At 71.7% G+C, this 23,396-nt stretch carries 22 protein-coding genes and 1 pseudogene; 13 read left to right on the plus strand and 10 right to left on the minus strand.

All coding sequences use genetic code 11. The annotated features are described in order from the left end of the window. Nucleotides 1–37: 37 nt before the first annotated feature. The 6 genes and pseudogenes from ABZU69_RS21370 to ABZU69_RS21395 form a co-directional block, all read left to right on the plus strand. Nucleotides 38–377, plus strand: a pseudogene (locus ABZU69_RS21370) (RNA ligase RtcB family protein); the annotation flags it as partial. A gap of 119 nt (nucleotides 378–496) precedes the next feature. Further along, nucleotides 497–1,330: a PIG-L family deacetylase gene (locus ABZU69_RS21375; protein ID WP_354966080.1), complete on the plus strand. Its 834-nt coding sequence runs from the start codon at nucleotides 497–499 to the stop codon at nucleotides 1,328–1,330. A gap of 59 nt (nucleotides 1,331–1,389) precedes the next feature. Continuing rightward, entirely contained in the window at nucleotides 1,390–2,034 is a 645-nt protein-coding gene (locus ABZU69_RS21380; protein ID WP_354966081.1) for a response regulator transcription factor, read from the plus strand. 72 nt (nucleotides 2,035–2,106) lie between these two features. Continuing rightward, complete coding sequence (locus ABZU69_RS21385; RefSeq protein ID WP_354966082.1) at nucleotides 2,107–3,276, plus strand: DUF418 domain-containing protein; 1,170 nt, start codon at nucleotides 2,107–2,109, stop codon at nucleotides 3,274–3,276. Further along, a complete protein-coding gene (locus ABZU69_RS21390) occupies nucleotides 3,273–4,274 on the plus strand; it encodes a histidine kinase (protein WP_354966083.1) in 1,002 nt (333 codons plus the stop codon). Before ABZU69_RS21385 ends, ABZU69_RS21390 begins: the two co-directional genes overlap by 4 nt. 4 nt (nucleotides 4,275–4,278) lie before the next feature. Continuing rightward, nucleotides 4,279–4,806, plus strand: coding sequence for a MarR family transcriptional regulator (locus ABZU69_RS21395; RefSeq protein WP_354966084.1), 528 nt, complete (start codon nucleotides 4,279–4,281; stop codon nucleotides 4,804–4,806). A 16-nt stretch (nucleotides 4,807–4,822) separates the two neighbouring features. Here the strand turns inward: ABZU69_RS21395 and ABZU69_RS21400 are convergent, their stop codons facing one another. Then, the gene (locus tag ABZU69_RS21400) at nucleotides 4,823–7,129 is read right to left on the minus strand and encodes an LLM class flavin-dependent oxidoreductase (protein ID WP_354966085.1); all 2,307 of its coding nucleotides are present in this window, start codon (nucleotides 7,127–7,129) and stop codon (nucleotides 4,823–4,825) included. Nucleotides 7,130–7,336: 207 nt separating this feature from the next. Between ABZU69_RS21400 and ABZU69_RS21405 the strand changes: the two genes are divergently transcribed. The 4 genes from ABZU69_RS21405 to trxA all read left to right on the plus strand — a co-directional run bounded on the left by ABZU69_RS21405 (nucleotide 7,337) and on the right by trxA (nucleotide 9,842). Then, complete coding sequence (locus ABZU69_RS21405; protein WP_354966086.1) at nucleotides 7,337–7,666, plus strand: nuclear transport factor 2 family protein; 330 nt, start codon at nucleotides 7,337–7,339, stop codon at nucleotides 7,664–7,666. Nucleotides 7,667–7,863: 197 nt separating this feature from the next. Beyond that, nucleotides 7,864–9,066, plus strand: coding sequence for a chitosanase (locus ABZU69_RS21410; protein ID WP_354966087.1), 1,203 nt, complete (start codon nucleotides 7,864–7,866; stop codon nucleotides 9,064–9,066). A 66-nt stretch (nucleotides 9,067–9,132) separates the two neighbouring features. Then, complete coding sequence (locus tag ABZU69_RS21415; protein ID WP_354966088.1) at nucleotides 9,133–9,525, plus strand: MerR family transcriptional regulator; 393 nt, start codon at nucleotides 9,133–9,135, stop codon at nucleotides 9,523–9,525. Next, on the plus strand, nucleotides 9,495–9,842 hold the full coding sequence (gene trxA, locus ABZU69_RS21420) for a thioredoxin (RefSeq protein ID WP_354966089.1): 348 nt from the start codon (nucleotides 9,495–9,497) through the stop codon (nucleotides 9,840–9,842). Before ABZU69_RS21415 ends, trxA begins: the two co-directional genes overlap by 31 nt. A 3-nt stretch (nucleotides 9,843–9,845) precedes the next feature. Here trxA and ABZU69_RS21425 read toward each other — a convergent pair whose 3' ends face one another. After that, the gene (locus tag ABZU69_RS21425) at nucleotides 9,846–10,397 is read right to left on the minus strand and encodes a DUF5872 domain-containing protein (protein ID WP_354966090.1); all 552 of its coding nucleotides are present in this window, start codon (nucleotides 10,395–10,397) and stop codon (nucleotides 9,846–9,848) included. Nucleotides 10,398–10,495: 98 nt separating this feature from the next. Here ABZU69_RS21425 and ABZU69_RS21430 point away from each other — a divergent pair, with 98 nt between their 5' ends. Next, nucleotides 10,496–12,391 (plus strand): ABC transporter ATP-binding protein, encoded by a 1,896-nt coding sequence (locus ABZU69_RS21430; RefSeq protein WP_354966091.1) that lies wholly within the window; start codon nucleotides 10,496–10,498, stop codon nucleotides 12,389–12,391. A 61-nt stretch (nucleotides 12,392–12,452) separates the two neighbouring features. Here ABZU69_RS21430 and ABZU69_RS21435 read toward each other — a convergent pair whose 3' ends face one another. The 3 genes from ABZU69_RS21435 to ABZU69_RS21445 form a co-directional block, all read right to left on the minus strand. Further along, nucleotides 12,453–13,007 (minus strand): PepSY domain-containing protein, encoded by a 555-nt coding sequence (locus ABZU69_RS21435; RefSeq protein ID WP_354966092.1) that lies wholly within the window; start codon nucleotides 13,005–13,007, stop codon nucleotides 12,453–12,455. 74 nt (nucleotides 13,008–13,081) lie between these two features. Beyond that, on the minus strand, nucleotides 13,082–14,416 hold the full coding sequence (locus ABZU69_RS21440; RefSeq protein WP_354966093.1) for a HAMP domain-containing sensor histidine kinase: 1,335 nt from the start codon (nucleotides 14,414–14,416) through the stop codon (nucleotides 13,082–13,084). After that, nucleotides 14,413–15,108 (minus strand): response regulator transcription factor, encoded by a 696-nt coding sequence (locus ABZU69_RS21445; protein WP_354966094.1) that lies wholly within the window; start codon nucleotides 15,106–15,108, stop codon nucleotides 14,413–14,415. Before ABZU69_RS21445 ends, ABZU69_RS21440 begins: the two co-directional genes overlap by 4 nt. Nucleotides 15,109–15,210: 102 nt before the next feature. Between ABZU69_RS21445 and ABZU69_RS21450 the strand changes: the two genes are divergently transcribed. After that, nucleotides 15,211–15,666, plus strand: a complete 456-nt coding sequence (locus ABZU69_RS21450) for a septum formation initiator (RefSeq protein WP_354966095.1) — start codon at nucleotides 15,211–15,213, stop codon at nucleotides 15,664–15,666. Here the strand turns inward: ABZU69_RS21450 and ABZU69_RS21455 are convergent. The 3 genes from ABZU69_RS21455 to ABZU69_RS21465 form a co-directional block, all read right to left on the minus strand. Then, nucleotides 15,663–16,736 carry a hypothetical protein gene (locus tag ABZU69_RS21455; RefSeq protein ID WP_354966096.1) on the minus strand — a complete coding sequence of 358 codons (1,074 nt, stop codon included), beginning with the start codon at nucleotides 16,734–16,736 and terminating at the stop codon, nucleotides 15,663–15,665. The genes ABZU69_RS21450 and ABZU69_RS21455 overlap by 4 nt on opposite strands. Then, complete coding sequence (locus ABZU69_RS21460; protein WP_354966097.1) at nucleotides 16,733–17,080, minus strand: PadR family transcriptional regulator; 348 nt, start codon at nucleotides 17,078–17,080, stop codon at nucleotides 16,733–16,735. The genes ABZU69_RS21455 and ABZU69_RS21460 overlap by 4 nt, the downstream gene beginning before the upstream one ends. Before the next feature lie 100 nt (nucleotides 17,081–17,180). Beyond that, complete coding sequence (locus ABZU69_RS21465; RefSeq protein WP_354966098.1) at nucleotides 17,181–21,116, minus strand: ThuA domain-containing protein; 3,936 nt, start codon at nucleotides 21,114–21,116, stop codon at nucleotides 17,181–17,183. Nucleotides 21,117–21,441: 325 nt separating this feature from the next. Between ABZU69_RS21465 and ABZU69_RS21470 the strand changes: the two genes are divergently transcribed. Further along, entirely contained in the window at nucleotides 21,442–21,825 is a 384-nt protein-coding gene (locus tag ABZU69_RS21470) for a hypothetical protein (protein WP_354966099.1), read from the plus strand. Nucleotides 21,826–21,853: 28 nt separating this feature from the next. Here the strand turns inward: ABZU69_RS21470 and ABZU69_RS21475 are convergent, their stop codons facing one another. Both ABZU69_RS21475 and ABZU69_RS21480 read right to left on the minus strand, forming a co-directional pair. Further along, nucleotides 21,854–22,567: a hypothetical protein gene (locus ABZU69_RS21475; RefSeq protein ID WP_354966100.1), complete on the minus strand. Its 714-nt coding sequence runs from the start codon at nucleotides 22,565–22,567 to the stop codon at nucleotides 21,854–21,856. Next, a complete protein-coding gene (locus ABZU69_RS21480) occupies nucleotides 22,560–23,060 on the minus strand; it encodes a SigE family RNA polymerase sigma factor (protein WP_354966101.1) in 501 nt (166 codons plus the stop codon). The genes ABZU69_RS21475 and ABZU69_RS21480 overlap by 8 nt, the downstream gene beginning before the upstream one ends. Between the last annotated feature and the right edge of the window lie 336 nt (nucleotides 23,061–23,396).

The following is a 23,396-nucleotide window of genomic DNA, read 5'->3' on the forward strand; positions in this document are numbered from 1 at the left end:
CGTCCGTCCCTGCGTTTCCCTCAGAAGCGAGCGTCTCTTGTCTGAGCACCACTCCCGTCGGGAGTCACTGCCCCCGTCCACTCCAGCGACCCTCTCGGTGGTCGCCTCACCCGTCGGCGCCGCCATGACGTCGACCGTGCGGTACCCGTTTCTGGTGGGCTCCGACATCGGGGGCGGCGTCGCCGTTCTCCCCATCCGGCTCACGGGCGTCGTACCCGAGTGCCTGGCCGGGCGGTTCCCCGACCTCGACCATGCGCTGGATCGAGCGGGACGCCGAGGACCCGACCCGGGCCGTCGTGCCGGGCGACAGTCCGGCCGGCGACCTGGAGGGCCTCGGGGCGGTCGGCCGGGGCAACCACTTCGAACGTACGCGCGTCGACACCTTCTTCGACCCCAGTTGCGCGGGCCGTCCCGGGCTCGGCGCCGGTGACCTCCGTGCTCATCGCCGAGAACGGGCGTGTCGGCTCGGGCGCGGGCGGCCTCGTAGGGTGATGGCATGGCTGAGCGATCTCTGACCTTGATGGCGGTGCACGCGCACCCCGACGACGAGGCGACGAGCACCGGTGGTGTCCTTGCGCGCTACGCGGCGGAGGGGATCACGACCGTGCTCGTGACCTGCACCGACGGGCGCTGTGGCGACGGCCCCGGCGGGGTCAAGCCCGGCGACCCGGGGCACGACGCGGCCGCGGTCGCGGCGATGCGCGAGGCCGAGCTGGAGGTCAGTTGCGCGGCGTTGAAGGTCACCCACCTGGAGACGCTCGGCTATGCCGATTCCGGGATGATGGGCTGGGCGACCAATGACCTGCCCGGCGCGTTCTGGGCCACGCCGGTCGACGAGGCCGCGGACCGGCTGGCGGAACTGATCCGCCGGTACCGGCCGGACGTCGTCGTCACCTACGACGAGAACGGCTTCTACGGCCACCCGGACCACATTCAGGCCCACCGGATCACCATGGCCGCTGTCGCGAAGACGGACGTTCCCGCAAAGGTGTACTGGACCACGGTGCCTCGTACGGCGTTCGCGGAATTCGGCCGGATCATGCGGGAGCTCGGCGTCGATTGGGCCGATCCGGACGCGTCGTCGGCCGAACCGGCGCCGGAGCTCGGCCTGCCCGACGAGGAGATCACCACCTGGGTGGACACGCGCAGCTATGGCGAGCAGAAGTTTGACGCGTTGGCCGCGCACGCCAGCCAGACCGAGAACATCTTCTTCCTGCAACTGGGCCGGGAGCGGTTCACCGAGCTGATGGGCCTGGAGACCTTCGTCCGGGTCCGGGACACCACCGGCGCGCCGGTTCCCGAGGACGACCTCTTCGCCGGACTGCGCTGACGCGTCGACGCGGCGCACAGGCCGCAGAGCTGAAACAGCGCGCAGGCTACCGTTGCCCGGTGCGAGCGGTGGTGGCGGAAGATCTCGTGTTGCTCCGGGACGGGCTGATCCGGCTGTTGGAGGCACACGGCTTCCAGGTGGTCGCCGCCGTGGGCAGCGGGCCGGATCTGCTGCGGGAACTGCTCGCGCAGCGTCCCGACGTGGCGGTGGTCGACGTGCGGCTACCGCCGACGTACACCGATGAGGGGCTGCGGGCCGCGCTCGCGGCCCGCAGCGAGGTGCCGGGGCTGCCGGTGCTGGTGCTCTCCCAGTACGTGGAGCGGTTGTACGCGCGGGAGCTGCTCGCCGACGGCCACGGCGGGATCGGCTACCTGCTCAAGGATCGAATCTCCGACATCGGCGAGTTCGTGGACGCGGTCCGCCGGGTCGCCGGCGGCGGCACCGCGCTCGATCCCACCGTGGTGGCGAAGCTGCTCGACAGCCGTCAGCGGGTGCTGCCGCTGGACCGGCTGACGACCCGTGAGCGGGAGGTGCTCGCGCAGATGGCACAGGGCCGGTCCAACGCGGCGATCGGGACCGCTCTCTTCATCACCGAGAAGGCGGTCGCGAAGCACACCAACAGCATCTTCGCCAAGCTCGGGTTGCAGTCGTCCGAGGACGACAACCGGCGGGTCCTCGCCGTCCTCGCCCACCTCGACGCATAGGGGTACTGGTACCACCACGGGAGGGGTTCCAGGCTCCTCGAAACGCGCCGCGCGAACGGCGAGCCTGGAGCCATGACCGCAACCCCCAGCACCGTGACCCCGCAGGCGGGTCCCGTCCCCCGCGCCGAACGCGCGCTCGCCCCGGACCTCGCCCGCGGCGCGATGCTGCTGTTCATCGCCCTCGCCAACGCCGCGAACTTCGCGTTCGCCGGCCAGCCGGGCCTCGACGGCACACCGCACGGCATGCAGCGCGCCATCAACTTCGTCCTGGCCACACTCGTCGACAGCCGCGCCTACCCGGTCTTCGGCGTCATGTTCGGCTACGGCCTGGTGCAGATCACCCGACGGCAGGGCATCGCGGCGCGTCGGATCCTGCTGCGCCGCAACGCCGCCCTGATCGGCTTCGGCCTGGTCCACGCGACACTGCTGTACTTCGGGGACTTCCTCGGCGCCTACGGCATCGTCGGTATCGCCGCCACCCTGCTGTTGCTGGGCAGGAGCGACCGCTTCCACCGCATTGTGCTGTGGCTGTGGGGCGTCCAGACGGTGTACGCCGGGTTCCTGGCGGTGCTGGCGCTCACCAGCGCGCGTGGCGGGGAGGCGGTGCTCACCAACACGCCCAACCCGTCGCTGGCCGCCGCCTCGTACGGCCAGTCGCTCCTGGACCGGCTCGCCGAGTGGCCGGTGCACACCGCCACCGTCCTCCCGTTCATCGTCATCGTGTGGCTGGGGATCTGGGCCGCCCGTCACCGCGTCCTGGAGGACCCCGCCACGCACCGCACGCTGCTGCGCCGTGTCGCCGTCGGCTGCCTCGGCATCTCCGTCGTCGGCGCGCTCCCCTACGCGCTCATCGCCGCTGGTGCCGTACACGTCGACGCGGCTACCGTCGAGTCCATGGCACTCCTGCACGCGGTGAGCGGCGAGTACGGAGGCCCGGGCTATGTCGCGTTGTTCGGACTGTTCGCGCTCCGACTCAGCGGCGCCCGTCGCGGCCGGGCGCTGCTCGCCCCGGTGATCGCGCTCGGGCAGCGGTCGCTGAGCGGGTACCTGCTGCAGTCCGTGGCCTGGCTGGCGCTGTTCTCGCCGTGGGCGCTGCACCTGACCGGCACGTACACCGCCGCCGGGGCCGCGGTCGCGATCTGGCTGGTCTCCGTCGCCGCGGCGCAGGCCATGAGCGCCACCGGCAACCGTGGGCCCGCCGAGACGCTGCTGCGGCGGATCACCTACCGTCCGGGCCGATGACCGCCGCCACCCGCAGGACCGTGGCCGGGACGCTCTGCGTCGCGGCCACGGTCGCCTGGCTGGTCACCGGCCGCGGCGAGTTCTGGCCACGCTGGGTGTACTTCGGCATCGGCACCGTGCTGCTCGGCCGTCTCCTGCTGCGCCGAGCGCTGCGGGTGCCGACCGGCCGGCGTCGCTGGCTCGCCCTCGACGTCGCCGCCTGCACGTTGCTCATGGCCGTGGACCTCAGCGTCTGGGTTCTCAGCGGTGGCGGGTACTTCTGGCCGATCTGGACCCTCCTCGGCGTGGCGCTGATCCTCGGACTGCACGCGTGGGTCGTCAGCCGCCCACCGGGCGCCCGCGAACGGGAACTCGCCGAGCGGATCGCCACCCTGACCCGTTCCCGGCGCGGTGCCGTGGATCGCCAGGCGGCCGAGCTCAAACGGGTGGAACGCGACCTGCACGACGGCGCCCAGGCCCGGCTGGTCTCCCTGGCGCTGACCCTCGGTCTGGCCGGTGACCTGGTACGCCGCGACGCCGACGGCGCCGAGCGCCTGCTGGAGGAGGCCCGCGCCACCGCGGTCGCGGCCCTCGACGACCTCCGCACGGTCACCCAGAGCATCCACCCGGCCGTCCTCGCCGACCGCGGCCTCGGTGACGCGGTCCGAGCGCTGGCCCTCGACCTTGCCGTGCCAGTCAGGGTGAGCGGCGACCCACCCGAGGACCTCCCACCTGCCGTGCAGACCGCGGCGTACTTCGCGGTGGCCGAGGCCCTGGCCAACGTGGCGAAGCACAGTGGCGCCACGCAGGCGTCCGTGGTGTTCGACCAGACCGGCGACACGCTGCGGATCGTTGTCACCGACAACGGCACCGGCGGTGCCGACCCGTCCCGTGGCACCGGCCTGCGCGGCATCATCGAGCGGCTCGACGCCATCGACGCCCGCCTGCGGGTGAGCAGCCCCGCCGCCGGCCCGACCCGGGTCACGATCACGATCCCGGTCGACCCGTCGCTAGGGTAGGCACATGTCCGACATCGACCCCTGCGAACTGCCAGCCGACCGCCAGCGCGGTTCGAACTTCGGGTGGTCGCTCGGCATGGTGCTGCGGCGCTGGCACGAGTACGTCGAGGAGGCTCTGATGGACCTGCCCCACGGCAGCCGCGGCTACCACATCCTGGCCGTGGTCGTCCACGAGGAGGTGCCGACACAGGTCGCCCTGGCGTCCCGCCTGGTGATCGACCGCAGTGTCCTCACGTACGTGATCGACGACCTGGAGAACGCCGGCCTGATCGAGCGGCAGCTGGACCCGCGCGACCGCCGTGCCCGCCGGATCGTGGCCACCGAGCACGGGAGGCTGGCCCTCGCCGACGCCGAGAAGCGGGTCGCGCACGCCGAGGACCACGTGCTGGCCGGGCTGCCCGAGGAGCAGCGGGCGAGTTTCCGCGACTTCGCCGACCGCGCCGCCGAGGCGATCCAGGCCGCCGCGCCCGGCACCGATCCCTGCGTCGCGGTCACCAGTGTCATGGGGCCGACGGACCAGTCCCCGCGCTGACCCGGGCCCGACGGTCTCACGCGGCATTGTCGGTCTCCTCTCCGCCCTGCCGGGCAGGCGCCGGTGGGATGGGGAAGTTGCGGTTGAAGACGTTGTCCGGGTCGTACGTCGCCTTGACGGCGCGCAGCCGGCTGAGGGTGGGCTCGGGGAAGGCGTCCAGGAGCCGCTCCGGGCTCGTGTCGGACTCGAAGCTGAGGTACATGCCGTCGAGGTGCTCGTCCAGGTCCGCCCAGAGCTTGTCGAGTCGGGACCGACGCTCCGGCACGGTGGCGGCGAGCACGGAGAAGTTCTGGTCCCGGTGCGCGTACGCGGTGGTTTCCCGGGCGAGGTCGTTGACCGCTGCCCCGACGGACCGGAACTGCATGACCATCACGTCACCGGAGCCGATCATCGTCGCCATGACCTCCGCGGCCTGCGGTGTGATGTGATGCAGCAGGCCGCTGTGGCTGTCCGACAGTCCCTGGCCCCGATGCTGGTTGCCGGGCGGCGCGACGAGCGCCGGATACGGCGCGAGCTGCGCCTGCTGGTCGAGGATCGGCCCGATCTCCAGGAACGGGCTCAGCGCGGACTGCGCCGCTTCGATGTCGTCTCCGGCGTACACCAGGGTGACCTGGGCCGTCGGCGGGTCGCCGCGGCGTCCGGGGAACAGGGAGAGGAAGCTGGTCAACTCCCGCGGCGCGTCCTCGACGAGCCGACCCCAGCGACCGAGAACGTCGGCCGTGTCGCTCGCGTCGACCACGAGCCGGGCGAAGACGACCTTGTCGACCTCGTACGCCTCCAGCTCGAGCGCGGTGACGACACCGAAGTTGCCGCCCGCGCCGCGGATCGCCCAGAACAGGTCGGGGTGCTGGTGTTCGTCGACCCGGAGCAGGCTGCCGTCCGCGGTGACGATCTCGGCGGCGACGATGTGGTCGATGGTCAGGCCGTACTTGCGCACCAGGTATCCGACGCCGGCGGTGGTGGCGAGGCCGCCGACACCCACGTCGCCGTAGTCCCCCGAGCTCATCGCCAGCCCGTACGGGGCGAGCGCCTGCGCGACGTTTCCCCAGCGGGCTCCCGGCTCCAGCCGGATCCGGCGGGTGGCCCGGTCGAGCACCTCGACCTTGTCCATCGTGGACATGTCGATGACGAGTCCGCCGTCGTTCGTCGACCGTCCGCTGATGCCGTGCCCGCCGCTGCGGACGGCGAGTGGAAGCTGCTGCGTGCGCGCGTAGGCCACGGCGTCGACCACCTCGGCGGCGTTCCGGGGGCGGATCACCAGGGCCGGTGAGCCCGGCCAGCTGTAGCTGTGCCGCACCCGCTCGTACTCCGGGTCGCCGGGCTCGACGGACGTGCTGGCCAGCGACGCGGGCAGAGCGTCGTAGTCGACGCCGGGCTGGCGCTTGGCCAGGGCGACGCTCGACCGGACCCGGCCGGTCGTGGTTCCGCTGCCGGCGCGCGCCTTGGCCACGGCCTCCCGCAGCGCGGGGGCGATCTCCTGCCCGAACGCCTCGATGAGGCGTGGGTCGTCACGGCCGATCAGGAAGGTGCTGAACCCCTCCTCGAGGACCAGTGGGAGGAGCTGATCGATCCACTGCTCGGCCGGCCCTTGGAGGAAGCCACGGCTACGCGACGACACGTCGACCGTGAACAGGTTGAGCAGGCGGCGGATCTGTCGCGGGTCGCGTCCGGCGGTCACCGCCGCCTCGTCGATGAGTCGGTTGGCGGTGGCCCGGTCCGGTGACCGGAGGTACTCCAGTGTCGGCAACCAACCGTCGGCCTTCTGGCCGGTCAACGCCAGCATCCGGGGCTGGTAGGCGCCGAGCCAGATGTTGATGTCGTGCTCCGGTGCCGGGCCGCGCCGCATGCCCGGAATCGGGTAGTACTTTCCCTCGCGCTGGAGCGGTCCGGCGGGGCCGTCGTCCCAGACGCCACGCAGCACGTCGATCGCCTCGCGCAGCGCCTCGACGCCCTGCCCCGCGGTCAGCCGGCGTACGCCCATCCCCTCGATCCCGTCCCAGGAGGCACCGGCGCCGAGACCGAGTTCGAACCGGCCGTGCGACAGCCGGTCCAGGCTCACCGCGGCCCGGGCCAGGACGGCCGGCGGGCGCAGCGGCAGGTTCAGGACGTTCGCGGAGACCCGGAGCCGCTCGGTGCGGGCGGCGACCCAGCTCAGCAGAGTCCAGGTGTCCAGGAAGTCGGCGTTGTAGGGATGGTCCTGGAAGGTGGCGAGATCCAGCCCCGTCGCCTCGGTCAGCTCAGCCAACGCCACCACCCGGTCCGGGTCGTGCGCGGTCGGCGTGAGGAACGTCCCGAACAGGAGGTCGTGTCCGTAATCGGGCATTGCCGTACCCACCAATCTGCTCCTCGTCAGGTATCTGTTGATCCACAACTTATTTACCCGCCCGCACATTCCGTCCAGGGCGAGGTGTGTTGGTCACAACATGAGTTGTCGAACAAACGGTGAGCATCGGACGCGTTCGGCCGGAGGTCAGGAGCGGTTGCTCTACGCTCACCACCGGGTTCTTGCCAACCGACGAAAGATCGACTCATGGCCACCACGGACACCCCCGCCGCCATCCGCGCCTTCATCGACGCGACCAACAGCGGCGACTCAGAGGCCTTCGCCGCCGCCTTCACCGACGACGCCTACCTCAACGACTGGGGCCGCGAGTATCGGGGCCGTGACGGCGTACGCGACTGGGACGGCACGGACAACATCGGCAAGCAGTCGCACTTCGAGATCGTCGCGATCGAGCCCGGGTCCGATCCCGACAGCTACGTCGTCACCCTCACGGTGACCGGAAACGGCTACAACGGCACCGGCCCGATGACCTTCCACCTGCGCGGCAAACTCATCGCGAGCCTGCGGATCAGCTGACGGCCGCGCCACCTCGGGGCGCCCGGAACCGCGCCGACCCGCCACTCCCGTGGACGTGCGTCCACGATTGACAGCACATCGACGCGCAGCTATTTGTTAACAGAGTTTCCTGATGCTTGCGGCGCCCACGGGGTCGATCCGCCGCACGGGGGCCACCGACCCGCCGGCGGCACGCCACCCCGTCCCCGAGGAGCACCATGCTTCGCAAGAGGTCAGCCGCCTACGTCGTGGGCGCGCTGCTCGGCGGCACCGCGGCGGTCGGGTACGGCCTGCCGTCGGCCAGCGCGGCGGCCGCCGGCCCGATCACCGGCCTCGGCGGCAGGTGCGTCGACGTCGCCGGAGCCAACCCGGCCAACGGCACCGCCGTCCAGCTCTACGACTGCAACGGCAGCGCGGCCCAGACGTGGACGGTCGGCAACGCCGACAACTCGGTCCGGGCGCTGGGCAAGTGTCTGGACGTCACCGCCGCGTCGACCGCCAACGGCGCCAAGGTGCAGATGTACGACTGCAACAACACCGGCGCCCAGAAGTGGACGGCCAACAACGGCGCGCTGGTCAACACGGGCTCCGGCAAGTGCCTCGACGTCACGGATCGGAGCACCGCGAACGGCGCCCGGTTGCAGATCTGGAGCTGCTCCGGCGCCACCAACCAACGGTGGACCCTGCCCGGTGGTGGCACCCCCACCCCGACCGTCCCGGCCGGGCGCAACCTCGACGACCCGGCGAAGAAGGACGTCGCCATGCAGCTCGTCTCGGCAGCGGAGAACTCGTCGCTCGACTGGCGCGCGCAGTTCTCCTACATCGAGGACATCGGCGACGGGCGGGGCTACACCGCCGGCATCATCGGCTTCTGCTCCGGCACCGGCGACATGCTCGAACTGGTCGAGGCGTACACCCGCACCAAGCCGGGCAACGTGCTGGCCTCGTACCTGCCGGCGCTGCGCGCGGTCAACGGCACCCCCTCGCACGCCGGTCTCGACCCCAACTTCCCCCGCGACTGGCGGGCCGCGTCCACCGACACCGTCTTCCGGGCCGCGCAGGAGGCCGAGCGGGACCGGGTGTACTTCAACCCGTCGGTACGCGACGGCAAGGCCGACCAGGTCCGGGCGCTCGGCCAGTTCGCCTACTACGACGCGGCCGTCATGCACGGGTACGAGGGCATGCGGGCGATCCGCAACCGCGCACTGGCCCGGGCGAAGCCTCCGGCGCAGGGCGGCGACGAGCGCACCTGGCTCCACGCCTTCCTCGACGAGCGGGTCATCGAAATGAGGAAGGAGGCGGCCCACTCGGACACGTCCCGCGTCGACACGGCTCAGCGGGTGTTCCTCAACAACGGCAACTTCGACCTGAACACGCCACTGGTGTTCGCCGTCTACGGGGAGCAGTTCCGCATCGGCTAGGTGCCCTTGCCTTGACGTCGGCGACAAGGTTTAGCGTGGTCGTGACGGGCTGGCGGAGGGGGTCGGATGCTGATCGGTGAGCTGGCGGAACGGGCTGGCACAAGCACCCGCGCCCTGCGCTACTACGAGGCGCACGGCTTGGTACGCCCAGAGCGCTCCGCCAACGGCTACCGGGTCTACGACGAGGCGGAACTCCGGGTCGTACGGGAGATCCGGGCGCTGCTCGACGTCGGCTTCGGCCTCGACGACGTCCGTCCGTTCGTCGCCTGTCTTCGGGCTGGCAACGCGTCCGGCGGCGTCTGCCCGGACTCGGTGGTGGTGCTGCGACGCAAGCTCACCGAGGTCGACGCCTACCTCGACCAGCTCGGCGCGGTCCGCCAGCAGCTCCACACCCAGCTCACCCACGCCATCGCGCACCGGGAGGAAACATGCCCCAGGAAACGACAGTCGGCTCACTAGTCACCGTCACCGACGACACGTTCGCCGAGCTGGTGCTGGCCAGCGATCGACCCGTGGTGGTCGACTTCTGGGCGGAGTGGTGCCCGCCCTGCAGGGCGATCGAGAAAAGCCTGGCCGAGCTGGCCGGGGAGTTCGGCGAGCGGATGGTCGTGGCCAAGCTCAACTCCGACGAGAACCCGGAGGCCACCCGGCGCTACGGCGTCATGTCCCTGCCGACGCTGCTGGTGTTCCGCCAGGGCGAGGTCGTCGGCTCGACCGTGGGGTCCAGGCCGAAGACACACCTCCGGCAGATCCTGACCACACAGGCCGACCTGTGAGGGTCAGCGGCGGCTGAGCTCCGCCTCGAGTCGCTGGATGAGCGTCTTGCGGGCTTTTCCATCGCGCTCCCGCCGCAGGGCCGACTTGAGCTGTCGCGTGTCGAGGCCACGGACCAGCTTGACGGCCTCGGCGACCGACATCTCCGGCATCCGTCCGGCCGTCGTGGCGTCCCGGCGGGCCCGACTGGCCGGCCCCGTGTTGGCCACGAACTGTCTGCCGGTTCGCGACGCCTTCCGTTTCTTGGTGTCGGTGGCGCGCTTCTCGTCCTCCGACAGCTCCTCCCAGGCCTTCTTCGGCAGGTAGCGACTGGTTGTGTCGCCGTGCCGGGCCCGGGTGTCGCCCTCCCTGGTCTGCCAGTCCTCCGCGCCCCACCGTTGCAGGGACTTCTGCCGCTCGTCCTTGGGGCCCAGGAATCCCCCGCCGCGCCTCTTGTACTCCTGGGTGACCAGTTGTGACTTCCGCGCCGACCACTGTCCCGGTCTGCCACCCTTGTCGGAGGACTTGATCTCTTCCTTGATCTGCTCTCTGAGCTCGGGCTTCGTGTACCGCGCCATGGATCGCAGCTACCCGGGACCACACCGTCCATGCCTCCCGCGCGGCGGCTTGACCTCAACCTCACACGAGGTTCTAGCCTTCTTCGCGGAGGTACGGCATGAGCATGGAAGTTACCGCGTGGACGTCCCTGCACCACGCGATGAACGCGCAGGACGAACGACCACTGTCCCGGGCGACCCTGAAGCGCATCGCGCGGTTCGCGCGGCCGCACCGAGCTTTGATCATCAGGTTCCTGCTGTTGAGTGTGGTGACAGCGGCCCTCACGGTGGCGGCACCGGTCCTCGCCGGACGGGTCGTGGACGCGATCGTCGACGGCGCCGACAGCGGCATCGTGATCCGGTTGGCCGTGCTGATCGCCGTGATCGCCCTGGCCGAAGCCGGCCTGGGCCTGGTGACGCGGTTCCTGTCCGCCAGCATCGGCGAGGGGCTGATCGTCCAGCTGCGGACAGCCGTCTTCGATCACGTCCAGCGCATGCCGGTGGCGTTCTTCACCCGGACCCGCACCGGTGCGCTGGTCAGCCGTCTGAACAACGACGTGATCGGCGCGCAGCGGGCCTTCAGCAACACCCTGTCGGGTGTGGTCGGCAACGCCGTGACACTGCTCCTGACGCTGGCGGTGATGCTCAGCTTCTCGTGGCAGATCACGCTGCTGGCGCTCGTCCTGCTGCCCATCTTCGTCCTCCCGGCCCGGCGGATGGGTTCGCGGCTCGCCCGGTTGCAGCGCGAGGCGGCGGAGCACAACGCGGCCATGAGCACCCGGATGACCGAGCGCTTCTCGGCACCCGGCGCGACACTGGTCAAGCTGTACGGACGTCCGGCCGAGGAGTCGGCCGAGTTCGCGGCGCGGGCGCGGCGGGTGCGCGACATCGGCATCCGTGCCGCCATGCTCCAGTGGGTCTTCATCACCGCGCTCACCGTTGTCGGCTCGTTGGCGCTGGCACTGGTCTACGGGCTGGGGGGTCTCCACGCCCTTCGGGGCAGCCTCGACGCCGGCACCGTGGTCGCGCTCGCGCTGCTGCTGTCGCGCCTCTACGCGCCGTTGACGTCGCTGGCCAGCGCCCGGGTCGAGGTGATGAGCGCCCTGGTGAGCTTCGAGCGGGTGTTCGAGATCCTCGATCTCAAGCCGCTGATCCTCGACAGGTCCGACGCCCGGCCGCTCCCGGACGGGCCGGTCGCGGTCGAATTCGACGCGGTACGGTTCGGCTACCCCTCGGCCGACAAGGTGTCCCTCGCCTCCCTTGAGGACGTGACGAAGCTCGATACGCGCGGCGGTGAGGAGGTGCTGCACGGCGTGTCGTTCCGCGCCGAAGCGGGGCAGATGGTGGCCCTCGTCGGCTCCTCCGGAGCGGGCAAGTCGACGATCGCCCAACTCGTGCCGCGCCTGTACGACGTCGAGGGTGGCACGGTGAAGCTCGGCGACGTCGACGTACGCGACCTGTCGGCCGAGTCGATCCGAACGGCACTCGGCGTGGTGACCCAGGACGGGCACCTGTTCCACGAGAGCATCCGCGCCAACCTGGTTTTCGCCCGGCCGGATGCGACCGAGGAGGAGATGTGGGAGGTACTGGGACGGGCCCGGCTCGACACCCTGATCCGCTCACTTCCGGATGGGCTCGACACCGTCGTCGGTGAACGGGGGTACCGCCTGTCGGGCGGGGAACGGCAACGCCTCACCATCGCGCGGCTACTGCTGGCCCGTCCCCGTGTGGTCATCCTCGACGAGGCCACGGCGCATCTGGACTCCACGTCGGAAGCCGCCGTACAGGACGCCCTCGCCGAGGCCCTGACCGGCCGGACCAGTGTGGTCATCGCGCACCGGCTGTCCACCATCCGTGCGGCCGACCAGATCCTCGTCGTCGAGGACGGACGCATCGTGGAACGCGGGCGCCACAGCGAGCTGCTCGCCGCCGGTGGCCGGTACCAGGACCTGTACCGCACCCAGTTCGACCAGGACGGGCCGGCGGCCCAGGAGGAGCGCGTCGCGGCCGTCTGAGAAATGCCTTCGTACCGCCGCCCGCCACGGTGCGTCCGTAGCGGGCGGCGGCAACCCGGCGTCAGTCGTCGTCGCCGGCCCTGTCGTCATCGTCATCGTCGTTCCGGTCGTCGCCGTCGTCGTCACCCTCGTCGACGGACTCCTGTTCGGCCTTGACCACCGTGCCGTTGTCCCGGTCGACGTCCACCTCGTGCTCGATGTCGCCGGCGATGATCTCGACGCTCCAGACTGGTCGGCCGTGCTCCTGCTCGGCCTCCACCTCGGTGATCCGGCCGCCGCCGGCCCTGGCGAGCGCGATCTCGCCGGCGCGCTGCTCGTTGACCGCCGCGCCCGCCGGCGAACCACCTCCCGACGGCGTACCGCTGGTGCTCGGCGCGGCGGTCGTACCGCTGGTGCTCGGCGCGGCGGTCGTGCCGCTGGTACCCGGCGCGGGCGTCGTGCCGCGGGTGGCGCTGTCGTCCGGCGCGTCCGTGGCCGTCGGACCGACGGTGGCGGCGGCGAGTGTCGTGCCCCTGGCCCGTGGGTCGCCGGCGGCGCTCACGCCGACGGCGACCCCGGCCACGGCCAGCACCGCCGCTCCGCCGACCGACGCCAGGAGCAGAGAGCTGCGCTTCATCGTGATGCCCACCTTTCCTCGGTTGTCGACTTCGAGGATCGGTTGGATCGGGATAGCGCCGCGCTGTCCGGACGCTAAGGCCGGGTTAAGCCGTTCCCGGCGGGCCTGGGCCCGCCGTCCACCGCTGGTCGCCCGGGCGTCGGCGGCCCGAGCCGGAGCAGCACCTGCGGCCCGCCCTCCGGACCGGTACGCAGCTCCAGCCGACCGCCGCCGGCCTGCGCGGCACGGCGGGCGATGTCTAGGCCGAGGCCGGTCGACCCGGCCGGGCTGGCACCCCGCCGCACCGCCCCGGCCGGCATCCCCGGGCCATCGTCGGTGATCGTGAGCAGCGCCTGGCCCTCTTCCCAGGCGAGCCGGACGGCGAACGGCGTGCCGTCGGGGGTGTGCGCGAAGACGTTGCCGAGCAGGGCGTCCACGGCCGCCGCCAGATCGTCGGCGGGCACACCGACCGGAAGCGGGCCGGGCGCCAGGTCGAGGGTGACGGTCCGGCCGGTGTCCTCGGCCAGCACCGACCAGAACGCGACCCGGTCGGCGACGATCGTCGCGGCGTCCGAGGTGGCCGCTCCCGTCGCCGGTGACCGGCGCCAGCGGGCCTGCCGGATCAGGCCGGTGACCGCCCGTTCCAGCCCGTCGGCGGCGGCGGTGATCCGTGCCGCGTCGTCCGGGTCGCGCAGCGACTCCGCCTCCAGCCGCAGCGCCGTCAGCGGCGTCCGCAGCCGGTGCGACAGGTCGGCGACCTGCTCGCGCTCCTGGAGCAGGAGCACCTGGATCCGCCCGGCCAGGTGGTTGAGGGCCCCGGCCACCTCACGCAGCTCCGCCGGGCCGGCCGGCACAACCCGGGCGTCCAGCTCGGCGTTCGCGAGCCGGTGGGACACGGCGGAGAGGTCGCTGATCGGCCGGACCAGGGTGCGCGCCAGCCGGTCGGCGACCACCAGCCCGATCACCACCAGCACCACTCCGAGCAGGGCCAGCACCAGCCAGGCCCGGGTCACCCCGGCGGTCAACTCGTGCGGGGGCACCAGGATCCGGATCACTCCGGTGCCGTCGGCCCGGCCCTGCACCGCGATGACCACCTCCCGGCCGGCCGCCGACTCCCCCGTGAGGCTCTGCCCGCGCGCGGCCAGGGCCACCGCGGGCGTACGGGGCACCGGGGCGCCGAGCACCGTGCCGTCCGGCAGGAAGACGCTCACCGGTCGACCGGACTCCGCGGCGAGCTGCTCGACGGTGAGCCGGATGGTCGCCGCGTCGGCGGTGCCGACCACCGGTACCAGGCTCTGCGCGTCAGCGGTGGCCCGGACCGTGGCCCGGTCCTCGGCGACGGTGCGGACCAGCAGCGCCAGCGGCACGAGGAACGCGATCAGGGTGAGGACGCTGACCGCGGCGACCAGCAGCGCGAGCCGGGCCCTCACCGCTGTGCCCCCGGTGCCTCCAGCCGCACCCCGACGCCGCGCACGGTGTGCAGGTAGCGGGGTTCCAGAGCGCTCTCACCCAACTTGCGGCGCAACCAGGACAGGTGCACGTCGACGGTCTTGTCGGCGCCGCCGTACGGGATCTGCCAGACCTCGGTGAGCAGCTCGCGCTTGGTGACCACCTGACCCGGCCGGCCGGCGAGGTGGTGCAGCAGATCGAACTCGCGGGGCGTCAGCTCGACCGTCGTGCCGTCCAGGGTGACCTGTCGGGCCCGGGGGTCGATCCGCAGCCCGCCGACGGTGAGTGCAGGGTCCTGCGCGCCGGCGCCGGAGGTGCCCCGCCGGAGCACGGCCCGCGCGCGGGCGTCGAGCTGGGCCGCGGTGAACGGCTTGACCACGTAGTCGTCGGCCCCCGCGTCGAGGACCCGGACGATTTCGGCCTCGTCGTCGCGGGCGGTGGCCACGATGACCGGCACCGAGCTGACCGCCCGCAGCATCCGCAGCAGCTCACGGCCGTCCAGGTCGGGCAGCCCCAGGTCGAGCACGACGAGGTCGGGCCGGTCGTCCAGCGCGTCGCGGAGCCCGGCCATCGCGGTCGAGGCGGCGGCCACCGCGTGGCCGCGTTCCCGCAACGCCCGGATCAGCGGTGTACGGATCGTCAGGTCGTCCTCGATGAGCAGCAGGCGGGCCACAGCTGGCAGGCTAGCCGCTGCGGCGGGGAGCGAGGCGCACGTTAACCGTGCCTTAGCCTCCGGATATGCCGACGACAACGATGGATCGGGGATAGTCGGGTGATGGGCCGTCGTCCGATCCTCGTCGCCACCGGGTGGGTGGCCACCGCCGCCGTGGCCACCCTGATCGGGTTGGGCGCGATCCGGCTGGTGGGCGAGAGCATCACCGGCACCCCGGGCGGGATACGCAGCGAGGCGGACATCGAACGCGCGCTCGCCTCGCCGGAGCCGGCGCCCGCCGGCACGACGGGCGCCTCACCGACCACGGCGAGCGCGGCGCCGACCGCGAGCTCCGGGGTCCGTCGGGGTTTCGCCACCGCGGGCGGCACGGCCGTGGCCGAGTGCGGCGCCGACGGGGTACGCCTCGTCTCCTGGGCTCCTGCCCAGGGCTACCGGGTCCGCGACGTGGATCGGGGGCCGGACGACGACGTCGAGGTCAAGTTCGAGGGGTCGGCCGGCGAGTACGAGCTGAAGGTGCGCTGCATCGGCTCGGAGCCGGTGGCCGTCGCCGACGACTAGCCCGCTGGCCGCTCACGATCCGCGGCCCTGCCGATGGCGACCATGCGCAGCGTCTCCTCCCGGCGACGGACGAGCAGGGCCCCGGCCAGGAACGTCACCGGTGGGACGAGAACCAGCATCGCCCACTGCACGGGCACCAGGCCAATGGTGTGTCCCATGTGCATCGTGGAGGTGGCCCAGCCGGCGAGGGCACTGTCGATCACGAGGGCGAGCGCGGCCACCGGCAGGAGCATGACGACGATCCGCCGACGTACCCCGGGGTCGAGCGTGGCCAGCGCGACCAGCATGGCCAGCGCGGCGGCCACCAGACCGGCGACGTAGAGCCAGAGGACCAGCTCACTGCTGGCCTCAAGGCCGTAGAAGATTTGGTAACTGACCCCGCCGTCAGGGTCGAACCCGGGCCTGTTCACCCGGTTGACCTCCAGCAGCGCGACCGCGGTGGCCGGCGCGAGCAGCAGCGCCACCAACCGGCGTACGCCCAGCAGCGCGAGCAGCCGGTGCCGCGGAGCCGGCACCGTCAGTGCGGCGGCCGCCACCACGGCGAGCGCGAACTGCGGCAGGGTGTCCACCACGTACGTCAGGTTGTCGCCGGCCTGCGGGGCGACCAGCGCGCCCCAGCCGATCACGCCGGCCCAGGCCAGACCGGCGGCCACCCAGCGCCACCCGGCCAGAGCGGCCGCGCAGACGCCCGCCCAGCCGGCCACGCGCAGCCAGTCGACGAGGTCGGGGCCTCCCGGCCCGAATCCCGGCGGCAGACCCGGGTTCCGGATGAGCTGGTCGAGCAGCGACTTCCCGGCGAGGGCGAGCAGAACGAGGCCGACCAGCAGGCCGGTCACCGCCGCCGCGTCCGCCCAGGTCGACTCGGTGAACCCCCGTGCGCTCACCCGCAGCCGGGCCCGCAGCCCGGCACCGACCAGATTCAGCACGTCACCGGCGACGGGTCGCCGCTGGCCCGGCCGCGCGCCGGCGACGAGCACGGCCAGCATCTCGTCCTCGTACGCCCGGCGGTGCTCCCACGGGTAGACGGCCAGCAGCCGCCGGTAGCGGCGCTCCAGGTCGTCGCTGCTCACGCCGCACCCCCGTCGGTCAGCAGGCCGCCGCGGCGCAGCCGTACGCGAGCCGCGTCGGCGTTGTGCCGCAGGCGGGCCGCCTCCTCGGCGAGTCGACGCGCGCCGAGGGCGGTGAGTCGGTAGTAGCGGCGCAACCGCGACTGCACCACCTCCTCGCGCTCGACCTCGATGAGGCCGTCGGCGCGGAGCCGGTCGAGAACGGCGTAGAGGGTGCCCGCGCGAAGGCGCACCCGGCCGTCGGAGATGCGCAGCACGTCCTCGATGACGGCATAGCCGTGCCTGGGTGCCTCGGCCAACGCGGTGAGCACCAGGAACGTCGGCTCCCGAAGTGGACTCTCGGTCATACCGAAAAGCATATACCGATAGCCGGCATATGCAATGGAAGTCCAACACGGACGTGGCCAGCACGGGTTTCCCCGTGCCGGCCACGTCATCGGTGATGGTTCAGCTCGCGTACGCCTCCAGCTCCCAGAGCGAGTGGCCCCACGGCGTGCCCCGGGCGGTGCCGTAGATCCGCAGGTAGCGACCGTTGGCGCCGAGCGCGGTGTGCTCGTCCACACCGCCGTCGGCGCCGGTCACCGTCTTCACGGTGGTCCAGGTGGTGCCGTCGTTCGAGGTCTGGATGACGTACGCGCTGCTGTACGCCGCCTCCCAGCTCAGCTTCACCCGGCCGATCGCGGTCGGGCTGCCGAGGTCGACCCGGATCCACTGCGGGTCGGAGAACGCGCTCGACCACCGGGTGGTGAGGCTGCCGTCCACCGCCTGGGCGCCGGACACGTCGGCCCCCTCGTTGCTGGACGTCAGAGTCGGCTTGTTCAACAGCAGGTTGGGGCCGGGGCCGGTCGGGCCGCCGGTGCCGCCGTACACCTCGAACTCGAACAGCGAGTAGCCCCAGGCGGTGCCCCGGGTGGTGCCGGTGAGCCGGATGTACCGGCCGGAGCCGGTGAGCCCGGTCAGGTCGTCCACCCCGCCGTCACCGCCGGTCACCGTCCGGATCGTGGTGAAGTTGACCCCGTCCGGTGAGGTCTGGATCTGGTATCCACTGCCGTACGCCGCCTCCCAGGTCAGCTTGACCCGGTTGATGCTGCAGCTCGCGCCCAGGTCGACGTCGATCCACTGCGGGTCGCTGAACGCGCTGCCCCAACGGGTGCCGAGCGCCCCGTCGAACGCGTTGGCCGCGACGTAGGCGCCCTCGAAACTGGATGCCCGCGCCGGCTTGCCCCGGGCCAGGTTGGCCCCCGGCTCGGGGTCCGGGTCGGGTCCGGGACCGCCGGGGCTGGTGGAGAGGGTGAACTCGTCGACGTCATACATCCCGCCGCCGCCCTTGAACACCAGGAACAGGGTGCGCGTACCGGTCGGGGCGGTGACCCCGCCGGTGAACGAGGCGAACGTGCCGTGCCCGCCGGTGGGTGTCACGGTGGTCGAGCCGACCAGCGGCCCGGTGGGCGAGTCGACCCGTAGCTCCAGCGTGCCGCCGGCACCGGCCGGGGCTCCTGCCCGGACGCTGAACGACTGGACGCCGGTCAGGTTGTACGGGCGGAACGAGATCCAGTCGTTGTTGTCGATGTACCCGACCGCGGCGCCACCGTGGGCCGCACCCGGCGCGACGACCTGGACGCCGGACGAGTCACCGAAGTGCTCGGCCTGCCGTACCCGTGGCTGCAGGACCGCCTGGGTGTGCGTGGTCAGCGGCGGCTGGCCGCCCCCGCCCAGGTCGGTGTACTCGGCGTCGATGATGCCGAAGATGTTCGCCGCGGTGTCGTGCTCGCCGTCGGCCGAGGTCTGGATGACCCCGGTGCAGCCCTGCACACTGCTGAGCTGGTGGCCGTGCGAGTCGTGACCGAGGACGTAGTTCACCTTCACCCGGGCGCAGTCGATCGCACCGTCCTGCGCGTCGGTGACGGTGACGGTGAACGGCACGGCGTCCCCGAAGGCGAACGTCCGCCCGTTCAACGGGGTGTTCACGGTGACCACCGGCGCGCTGTTGCCGACCGTGATGACCACGCTCGCGGTGGCCGTCTTGCCGGTGGTGTCCCGGACCGTCAACGTCGGGCTGCGGGTCCCGTTCGTGGTGTACGTGAAGCTCGGGTTCGCCGCCGTCGAGTCGGTGGTGCCGTTGTTGTCGAAGTCCCAGGCGTAGGTGAACGGGTCACCGTCCGGGTCGAGGGTGCCGGCCGAGGAGAAGGCCACGGTCAACGGCGCCGTACCGCTGGTCGGGGTGGCCGAGACCACCGGACGTGGCGCCCTGCCCGTGCGGGCGTACTCGATCCGGTAGAGCGCCGAGTTGGCGTCGCCGTTGAACCAGCCGGTGCCGTAGTCGAGCACGTAGAGCGCGCCGTCCGGGCCGAACTCCATGTCCATGACCTGGTTGCCGGTCCACGGGAACGGATTGATCTTCAACGGTTGGCCGGCCGGGTCGAGCTTGATGTTCTTGATCCAGCGACGGCCGAACTCACCGGCGAAGTAGGTCCCGTCGTAGTACGCCGGGAACGCCACGTCGGAGGGGTTGTTCGGGTTGTACCGGTATACCGGGCCACCCATCGGGGACAGCCCGCCCCCGGTGAACTCCGGCGGGGAGCCGGAGCCGCCGTAGGGCAGCCACGCCGGGACCGCCGGCGGCAGCTGGGTGACGCCGGTGTTGTTGGGCGAGTTGTTCACCGGTCCGCCCGCGCAGTCGAACTTCGGCCCGGACGGGCCGGACGGGAAGGTGTAGTCGTTGTAGGCGTCGTTCCGGGCCGTGCAGTACGGCCAGCCGTAGAACCCGGGCCGGTCGATCCGGGCGAACTCCACGTTGCCCGCCGGCCCTCGGTTCGGGTCGGCGGTGCCCGCGTCCGGACCGTAGTCACCGAGGTAGACGATGCCGGTGGCCCTGTCCACGCTCATCCGGAACGGGTTGCGGAAGCCCATCGCGTAGATCTCCGGACGGGTCCGTGCGGTGCCCGGGGCGAACATGTTGCCGGCCGGGATGGTGTACCCGCCCGCCGCGCCGGGCTTGATCCGGAGGACCTTGCCGCGCAGGTCGTTGCTGTTCGCCGAGGTGCGCTGCGCGTCGAAGGCCGGGTTACGGCCGGCCCGCTCGTCGATCGGGGTGAACCCGGCCGAGTCGAACGGGTTGGTGTCGTCGCCGGTGGACAGGTACAGGTTGCCGGCCGCGTCGAAGTCCATGTCACCGCCGACGTGACAGCACATGCCCCGGCTCGTCGGCACGTTCAGGATCAGCGTCTCGCTTGCCAGGTTGAGGGTGTTGTCCGCGTTGACCGTGAACCGGGTCAGCCGGTTGACGCCGTCCCAGCGGGCGAAGTCGGCCGGGGTGCCGGTGGCCGGTGCGCCGCCAACGGGGGTGTCCAGTGGTGGCGCGTAGTACGCGTACACCCAGCGGTTGGTGGCGAAGTTCGGGTCGGCCTTGATGCCCTGCAGGCCCTCCTCGTCCCCGGTGTAGACCGGCAGGGTGGCGGCGACCTTGGTGTTGCCCGCCGCGTCGGTGTGCCGGATCACGCCGTTGCGCGAGGTGTGCAGCACACCCCGGTCGGGCAGGACGGTCAGGCTCATCGGCTCGCCGGTCTCGGCCGCGCCCTTGGCCAGCTCCACCTGCTGGAAGCTGCTGGTGACGGTGGCGCCGCAGTCCGCGCCGACCGTCCCGGACGCCGTCATGATGCCGCCGAGCAGGTGCTGACGGAAGTTCGCGTCGGTGTACGACGCGTCGGTGTGGCCGAGGCCGGTGTACCAGGACCGCCCTCCGGAGTAGTTCTGGCACCAGGAGATCGGGTGGTCGGGGCCCATGCTCCCGCCGCTGTAGGTGCTCTCGTCCAGGGTCGCCAGCACGTGCACGTTGCCGCGTGGGTTGGCGCGGTAGTTGTACAGCTCGTCGAACCGGCTCCACCGCTGCGGCAGCGTCGCGGTGGACGGGTGCACCTGGTCGGCGACCTTGACGGTGGCGGTCTGCTCGGCCGGGTGCGAGGCGAAGTACGCCCCGACCAGCCCGCCGTACCAGGGCCAGTCGTACTCGGTGTCGGAGGCGGCGTGCACACCCACGTACCCACCGCCGCCCTGGATGTAGCGCTCGAACGCGGCTTGCTGGGCGGCGTTGAGCACATCGCCGGTGGTGGACAGCCAGATCACCGCGGCGAACCGGTCCAGGTTGGCGTCGGTGAACTGGGCCGCGTCCTCGGTGGTCTCGACGGTGAACCCGTTGGCGGCGCCGAGCTGCTGGATGGCGGTGATGCCCGGGGTGATGGAGCCGTGCCGGAATCCGGCGGTCTTGGTGAACACCAGCACGGTGAACGGTGCGGCGCTGGCCACGGGTGGCACGGCCGCGATGCCGCCCACGACGAGGATCGCGCTCAGCACGGCGCCGAGCCACGATCTCAGGGATCTGCGCACGGTAGGTCCTTTCCCGGTGCGGGGGGCGTGCGCCGATCACGCCTGGGTGGTGGGCAGGGTGGTGCCGAGCCTGGTTGCGGTCGCCGGAGGTGCCGTTCGCCGCCACGAGCGCGACACATGTAAATGCATCGTTGCGGCTGGGTCACCGGCGCGTCAAGCGCTCTCCCACCATTCGTGAGAGCGTTATCTCCGCACGTCAGCCGCGACTCCAGCAGGCGAGATCAGATTACGGTTTTTCATCCGGGCGTCCGCCCGGACTCAGATCCTCGGGCTGGCGGCGCGTAGCCTGGGCGGATGGCGATTCTGCGCTTCGCGAGGGGTCTCGGTGGCTGACGCGGACGATGTTCGCCGTCTGGCGCTGGCCCTGCCGCAGGCGGTCGAGATCGACAGCGAGGGCTTCGACTTCCGCGTGGGTGGCAGGGGTTTCGTCTGGTCCTACCCGGAGCGCAGTCCGGGCAAGCCGCGCCAGATCCGAACCGATGTCGCGGTGGTGTTCGTCGGCGACGAGGCCGAGAAGCAGGCTCTGCTGCTCGGGGAGCCCGACCTCTTCTTCACCACGCCCGGCTACGACGGCCTGCCACTGGTGATGCTGCGCCTGGCGGAGGTGGGCGTCGATCGCCTGACGGAGCTCGTGACCGACGCGTGGCGGATGCGTGCGCCGCAGGCGCTCCTCGACGACCTCGGGGAAGGAAGCCTTCGCCTGGGCTGATCCGTCCGCCCCGGCGAGGGCGGCGGACTCAGTCGCGAGGGTTGCCCCGGTCCTCGAACTCGTACGTCGTGGTCAGGGCCTCCGGCAGATCGGGGACCAGGGCGTTGGTGCCGTCGACGACCTGGACGTAACGCTTGCCCTGGAAGATCGAGTAACTGCCGTCGGCGACCTGCTCGATCGTGAAGAGCTGCGTCTGCGCGGTCGTGTCACACACCCGACCGCGGACGCTTCCCGGCACGGCGTCGTGCACCACGGTCATGCAGACCCGGCTGGCGCCGCTTGCCGCGGCCAGCATGATCCGGAATCTGTTTCCTTCGGGGCGCAGGACCCAGAGCGCGCGGTCGTCGATGCCCTGCTCGGTGCTGGCCCGCACCCGGTCGTCGTCACGGCCGATCGCCAGCGCCGCCCGACCGATGCCGGGCACCACGATGAGAACCTGCCGCCGGCCGCCGAGGATCTCCTGCGGTCCGGCCGGGGCGGTCACGGACGGGACGACCGACGGCGAGACCGTGGCCGTGGCCGTGGCCGCAGGCCCGACAGCCCGATCCGGCGTCTGGTCCCGTGCCGGCAGGAGGGCGGCGCCAGCGGCCACGACCAGCACGGCCAGCCCCGCCCCGTAGACGGCCGCGCGGCGCCGCCGGCGCTGCTCGCCACGGCGGCGCAGCGTCCCCGCTGCGGGCAGCGTCGTGACTCGTCGGACCGCGTCCGCGATAGCCGTCAGGTCGTGGTGCGGATCAGTCATGGGAGGTTTCCTCCTGCCGAGCCTCGTTCAGCATTCCGGCCATGGCCCGCCGGCCACGGGCGAGGTACGTCTTGACGGTCCCGACGGGCGCCTGCATCTCGGCTGCCACCTCGGCGACGCTGAGATCGTTCAGGTGGTGCAGCACGACGGCGCGACGCTGGTTGGCGGTCAGCCGTTGCAGCGCCTGCAGCAGGGCGACGTGGTCCTCGTTGAGTCCGGGCACGCTCTGGTCGACGGCGGCCCGGCGGTGTGCGCGCAACCGGTTGAACGTCTTGCGCCAACTGCTCACCGCGATTCGGGAGGCGACCCGGCGGACCCACGCCTCCGGGCTGTCCGCCTCGCGGACGGTCGACCAGCGCTGCCACGCCCGGGTGAAGGCCTCGGCGACGGCGTCCTCCGCCTCGCTGCGGTTGCCGGTGAGGGCATAGACGTGACCCACGATCCGGCCGGCGCAGGCCGCGTAGAGGGCGTCGAACTCCTCGGCGTCACGCATCTGACCTGCGCTCTCCGACGTCTCGTCCCGTGGTCACCGGCGCATGTAACCGGGAGGGGCACCCGGGCGCGCCCGCGCGGTGGGTGATTGTGGCGATCGTCACACCCCTGAAGATCAACCCGCCGGCCGTGCCAGGCGTCATCGTGCCGTCCCGGGAGACGCCCGTGGCGGAGAGGACGATGTGCGACGACGGCAACGACGCGCCCTGACAGCCGGAGTGCTCGCGACCGCGCTGGCAGCGGCGGGCCTCACGGCTTCCCCGGCCGGCGCGCAGGAGAAGCCTGCGGCAACGGTCTCCGGACCGCGCGGCACCTTCACTTTGATCACCGGGGACCG

This window comes from Micromonospora sp. NPDC005206 (genome assembly GCF_040608175.1).
Lineage (GTDB): Bacteria > Actinomycetota > Actinomycetes > Mycobacteriales > Micromonosporaceae > Micromonospora.

What these genes read in the sequence shown, in the direction of transcription:
- ABZU69_RS21475 (WP_354966100.1), bottom strand. Translation starts at nt 22,567, where the DNA reads ATGACTGATCCGCACCACGACCTGACGGCTATCGCGGACGCGGTCCGA.
- ABZU69_RS21460 (WP_354966097.1), bottom strand. Translation starts at nt 17,080, where the DNA reads ATGACCGAGAGTCCACTTCGGGAGCCGACGTTCCTGGTGCTCACCGCG.
- ABZU69_RS21385 (WP_354966082.1), top strand. Translation starts at nt 2,107, where the DNA reads ATGACCGCAACCCCCAGCACCGTGACCCCGCAGGCGGGTCCCGTCCCC.
- ABZU69_RS21435 (WP_354966092.1), bottom strand. Translation starts at nt 13,007, where the DNA reads ATGAAGCGCAGCTCTCTGCTCCTGGCGTCGGTCGGCGGAGCGGCGGTG.
- trxA (WP_354966089.1), top strand. Translation starts at nt 9,495, where the DNA reads ATGCCCCAGGAAACGACAGTCGGCTCACTAGTCACCGTCACCGACGAC.
- ABZU69_RS21390 (WP_354966083.1), top strand. Translation starts at nt 3,273, where the DNA reads ATGACCGCCGCCACCCGCAGGACCGTGGCCGGGACGCTCTGCGTCGCG.
- ABZU69_RS21415 (WP_354966088.1), top strand. Translation starts at nt 9,133, where the DNA reads ATGCTGATCGGTGAGCTGGCGGAACGGGCTGGCACAAGCACCCGCGCC.
- ABZU69_RS21450 (WP_354966095.1), top strand. Translation starts at nt 15,211, where the DNA reads ATGGGCCGTCGTCCGATCCTCGTCGCCACCGGGTGGGTGGCCACCGCC.
- ABZU69_RS21395 (WP_354966084.1), top strand. Translation starts at nt 4,279, where the DNA reads ATGTCCGACATCGACCCCTGCGAACTGCCAGCCGACCGCCAGCGCGGT.
- ABZU69_RS21425 (WP_354966090.1), bottom strand. Translation starts at nt 10,397, where the DNA reads ATGGCGCGGTACACGAAGCCCGAGCTCAGAGAGCAGATCAAGGAAGAG.
- ABZU69_RS21430 (WP_354966091.1), top strand. Translation starts at nt 10,496, where the DNA reads ATGAGCATGGAAGTTACCGCGTGGACGTCCCTGCACCACGCGATGAAC.
- ABZU69_RS21400 (WP_354966085.1), bottom strand. Translation starts at nt 7,129, where the DNA reads ATGCCCGATTACGGACACGACCTCCTGTTCGGGACGTTCCTCACGCCG.
- ABZU69_RS21480 (WP_354966101.1), bottom strand. Translation starts at nt 23,060, where the DNA reads ATGCGTGACGCCGAGGAGTTCGACGCCCTCTACGCGGCCTGCGCCGGC.
- ABZU69_RS21410 (WP_354966087.1), top strand. Translation starts at nt 7,864, where the DNA reads ATGCTTCGCAAGAGGTCAGCCGCCTACGTCGTGGGCGCGCTGCTCGGC.
- ABZU69_RS21375 (WP_354966080.1), top strand. Translation starts at nt 497, where the DNA reads ATGGCTGAGCGATCTCTGACCTTGATGGCGGTGCACGCGCACCCCGAC.
- ABZU69_RS21405 (WP_354966086.1), top strand. Translation starts at nt 7,337, where the DNA reads ATGGCCACCACGGACACCCCCGCCGCCATCCGCGCCTTCATCGACGCG.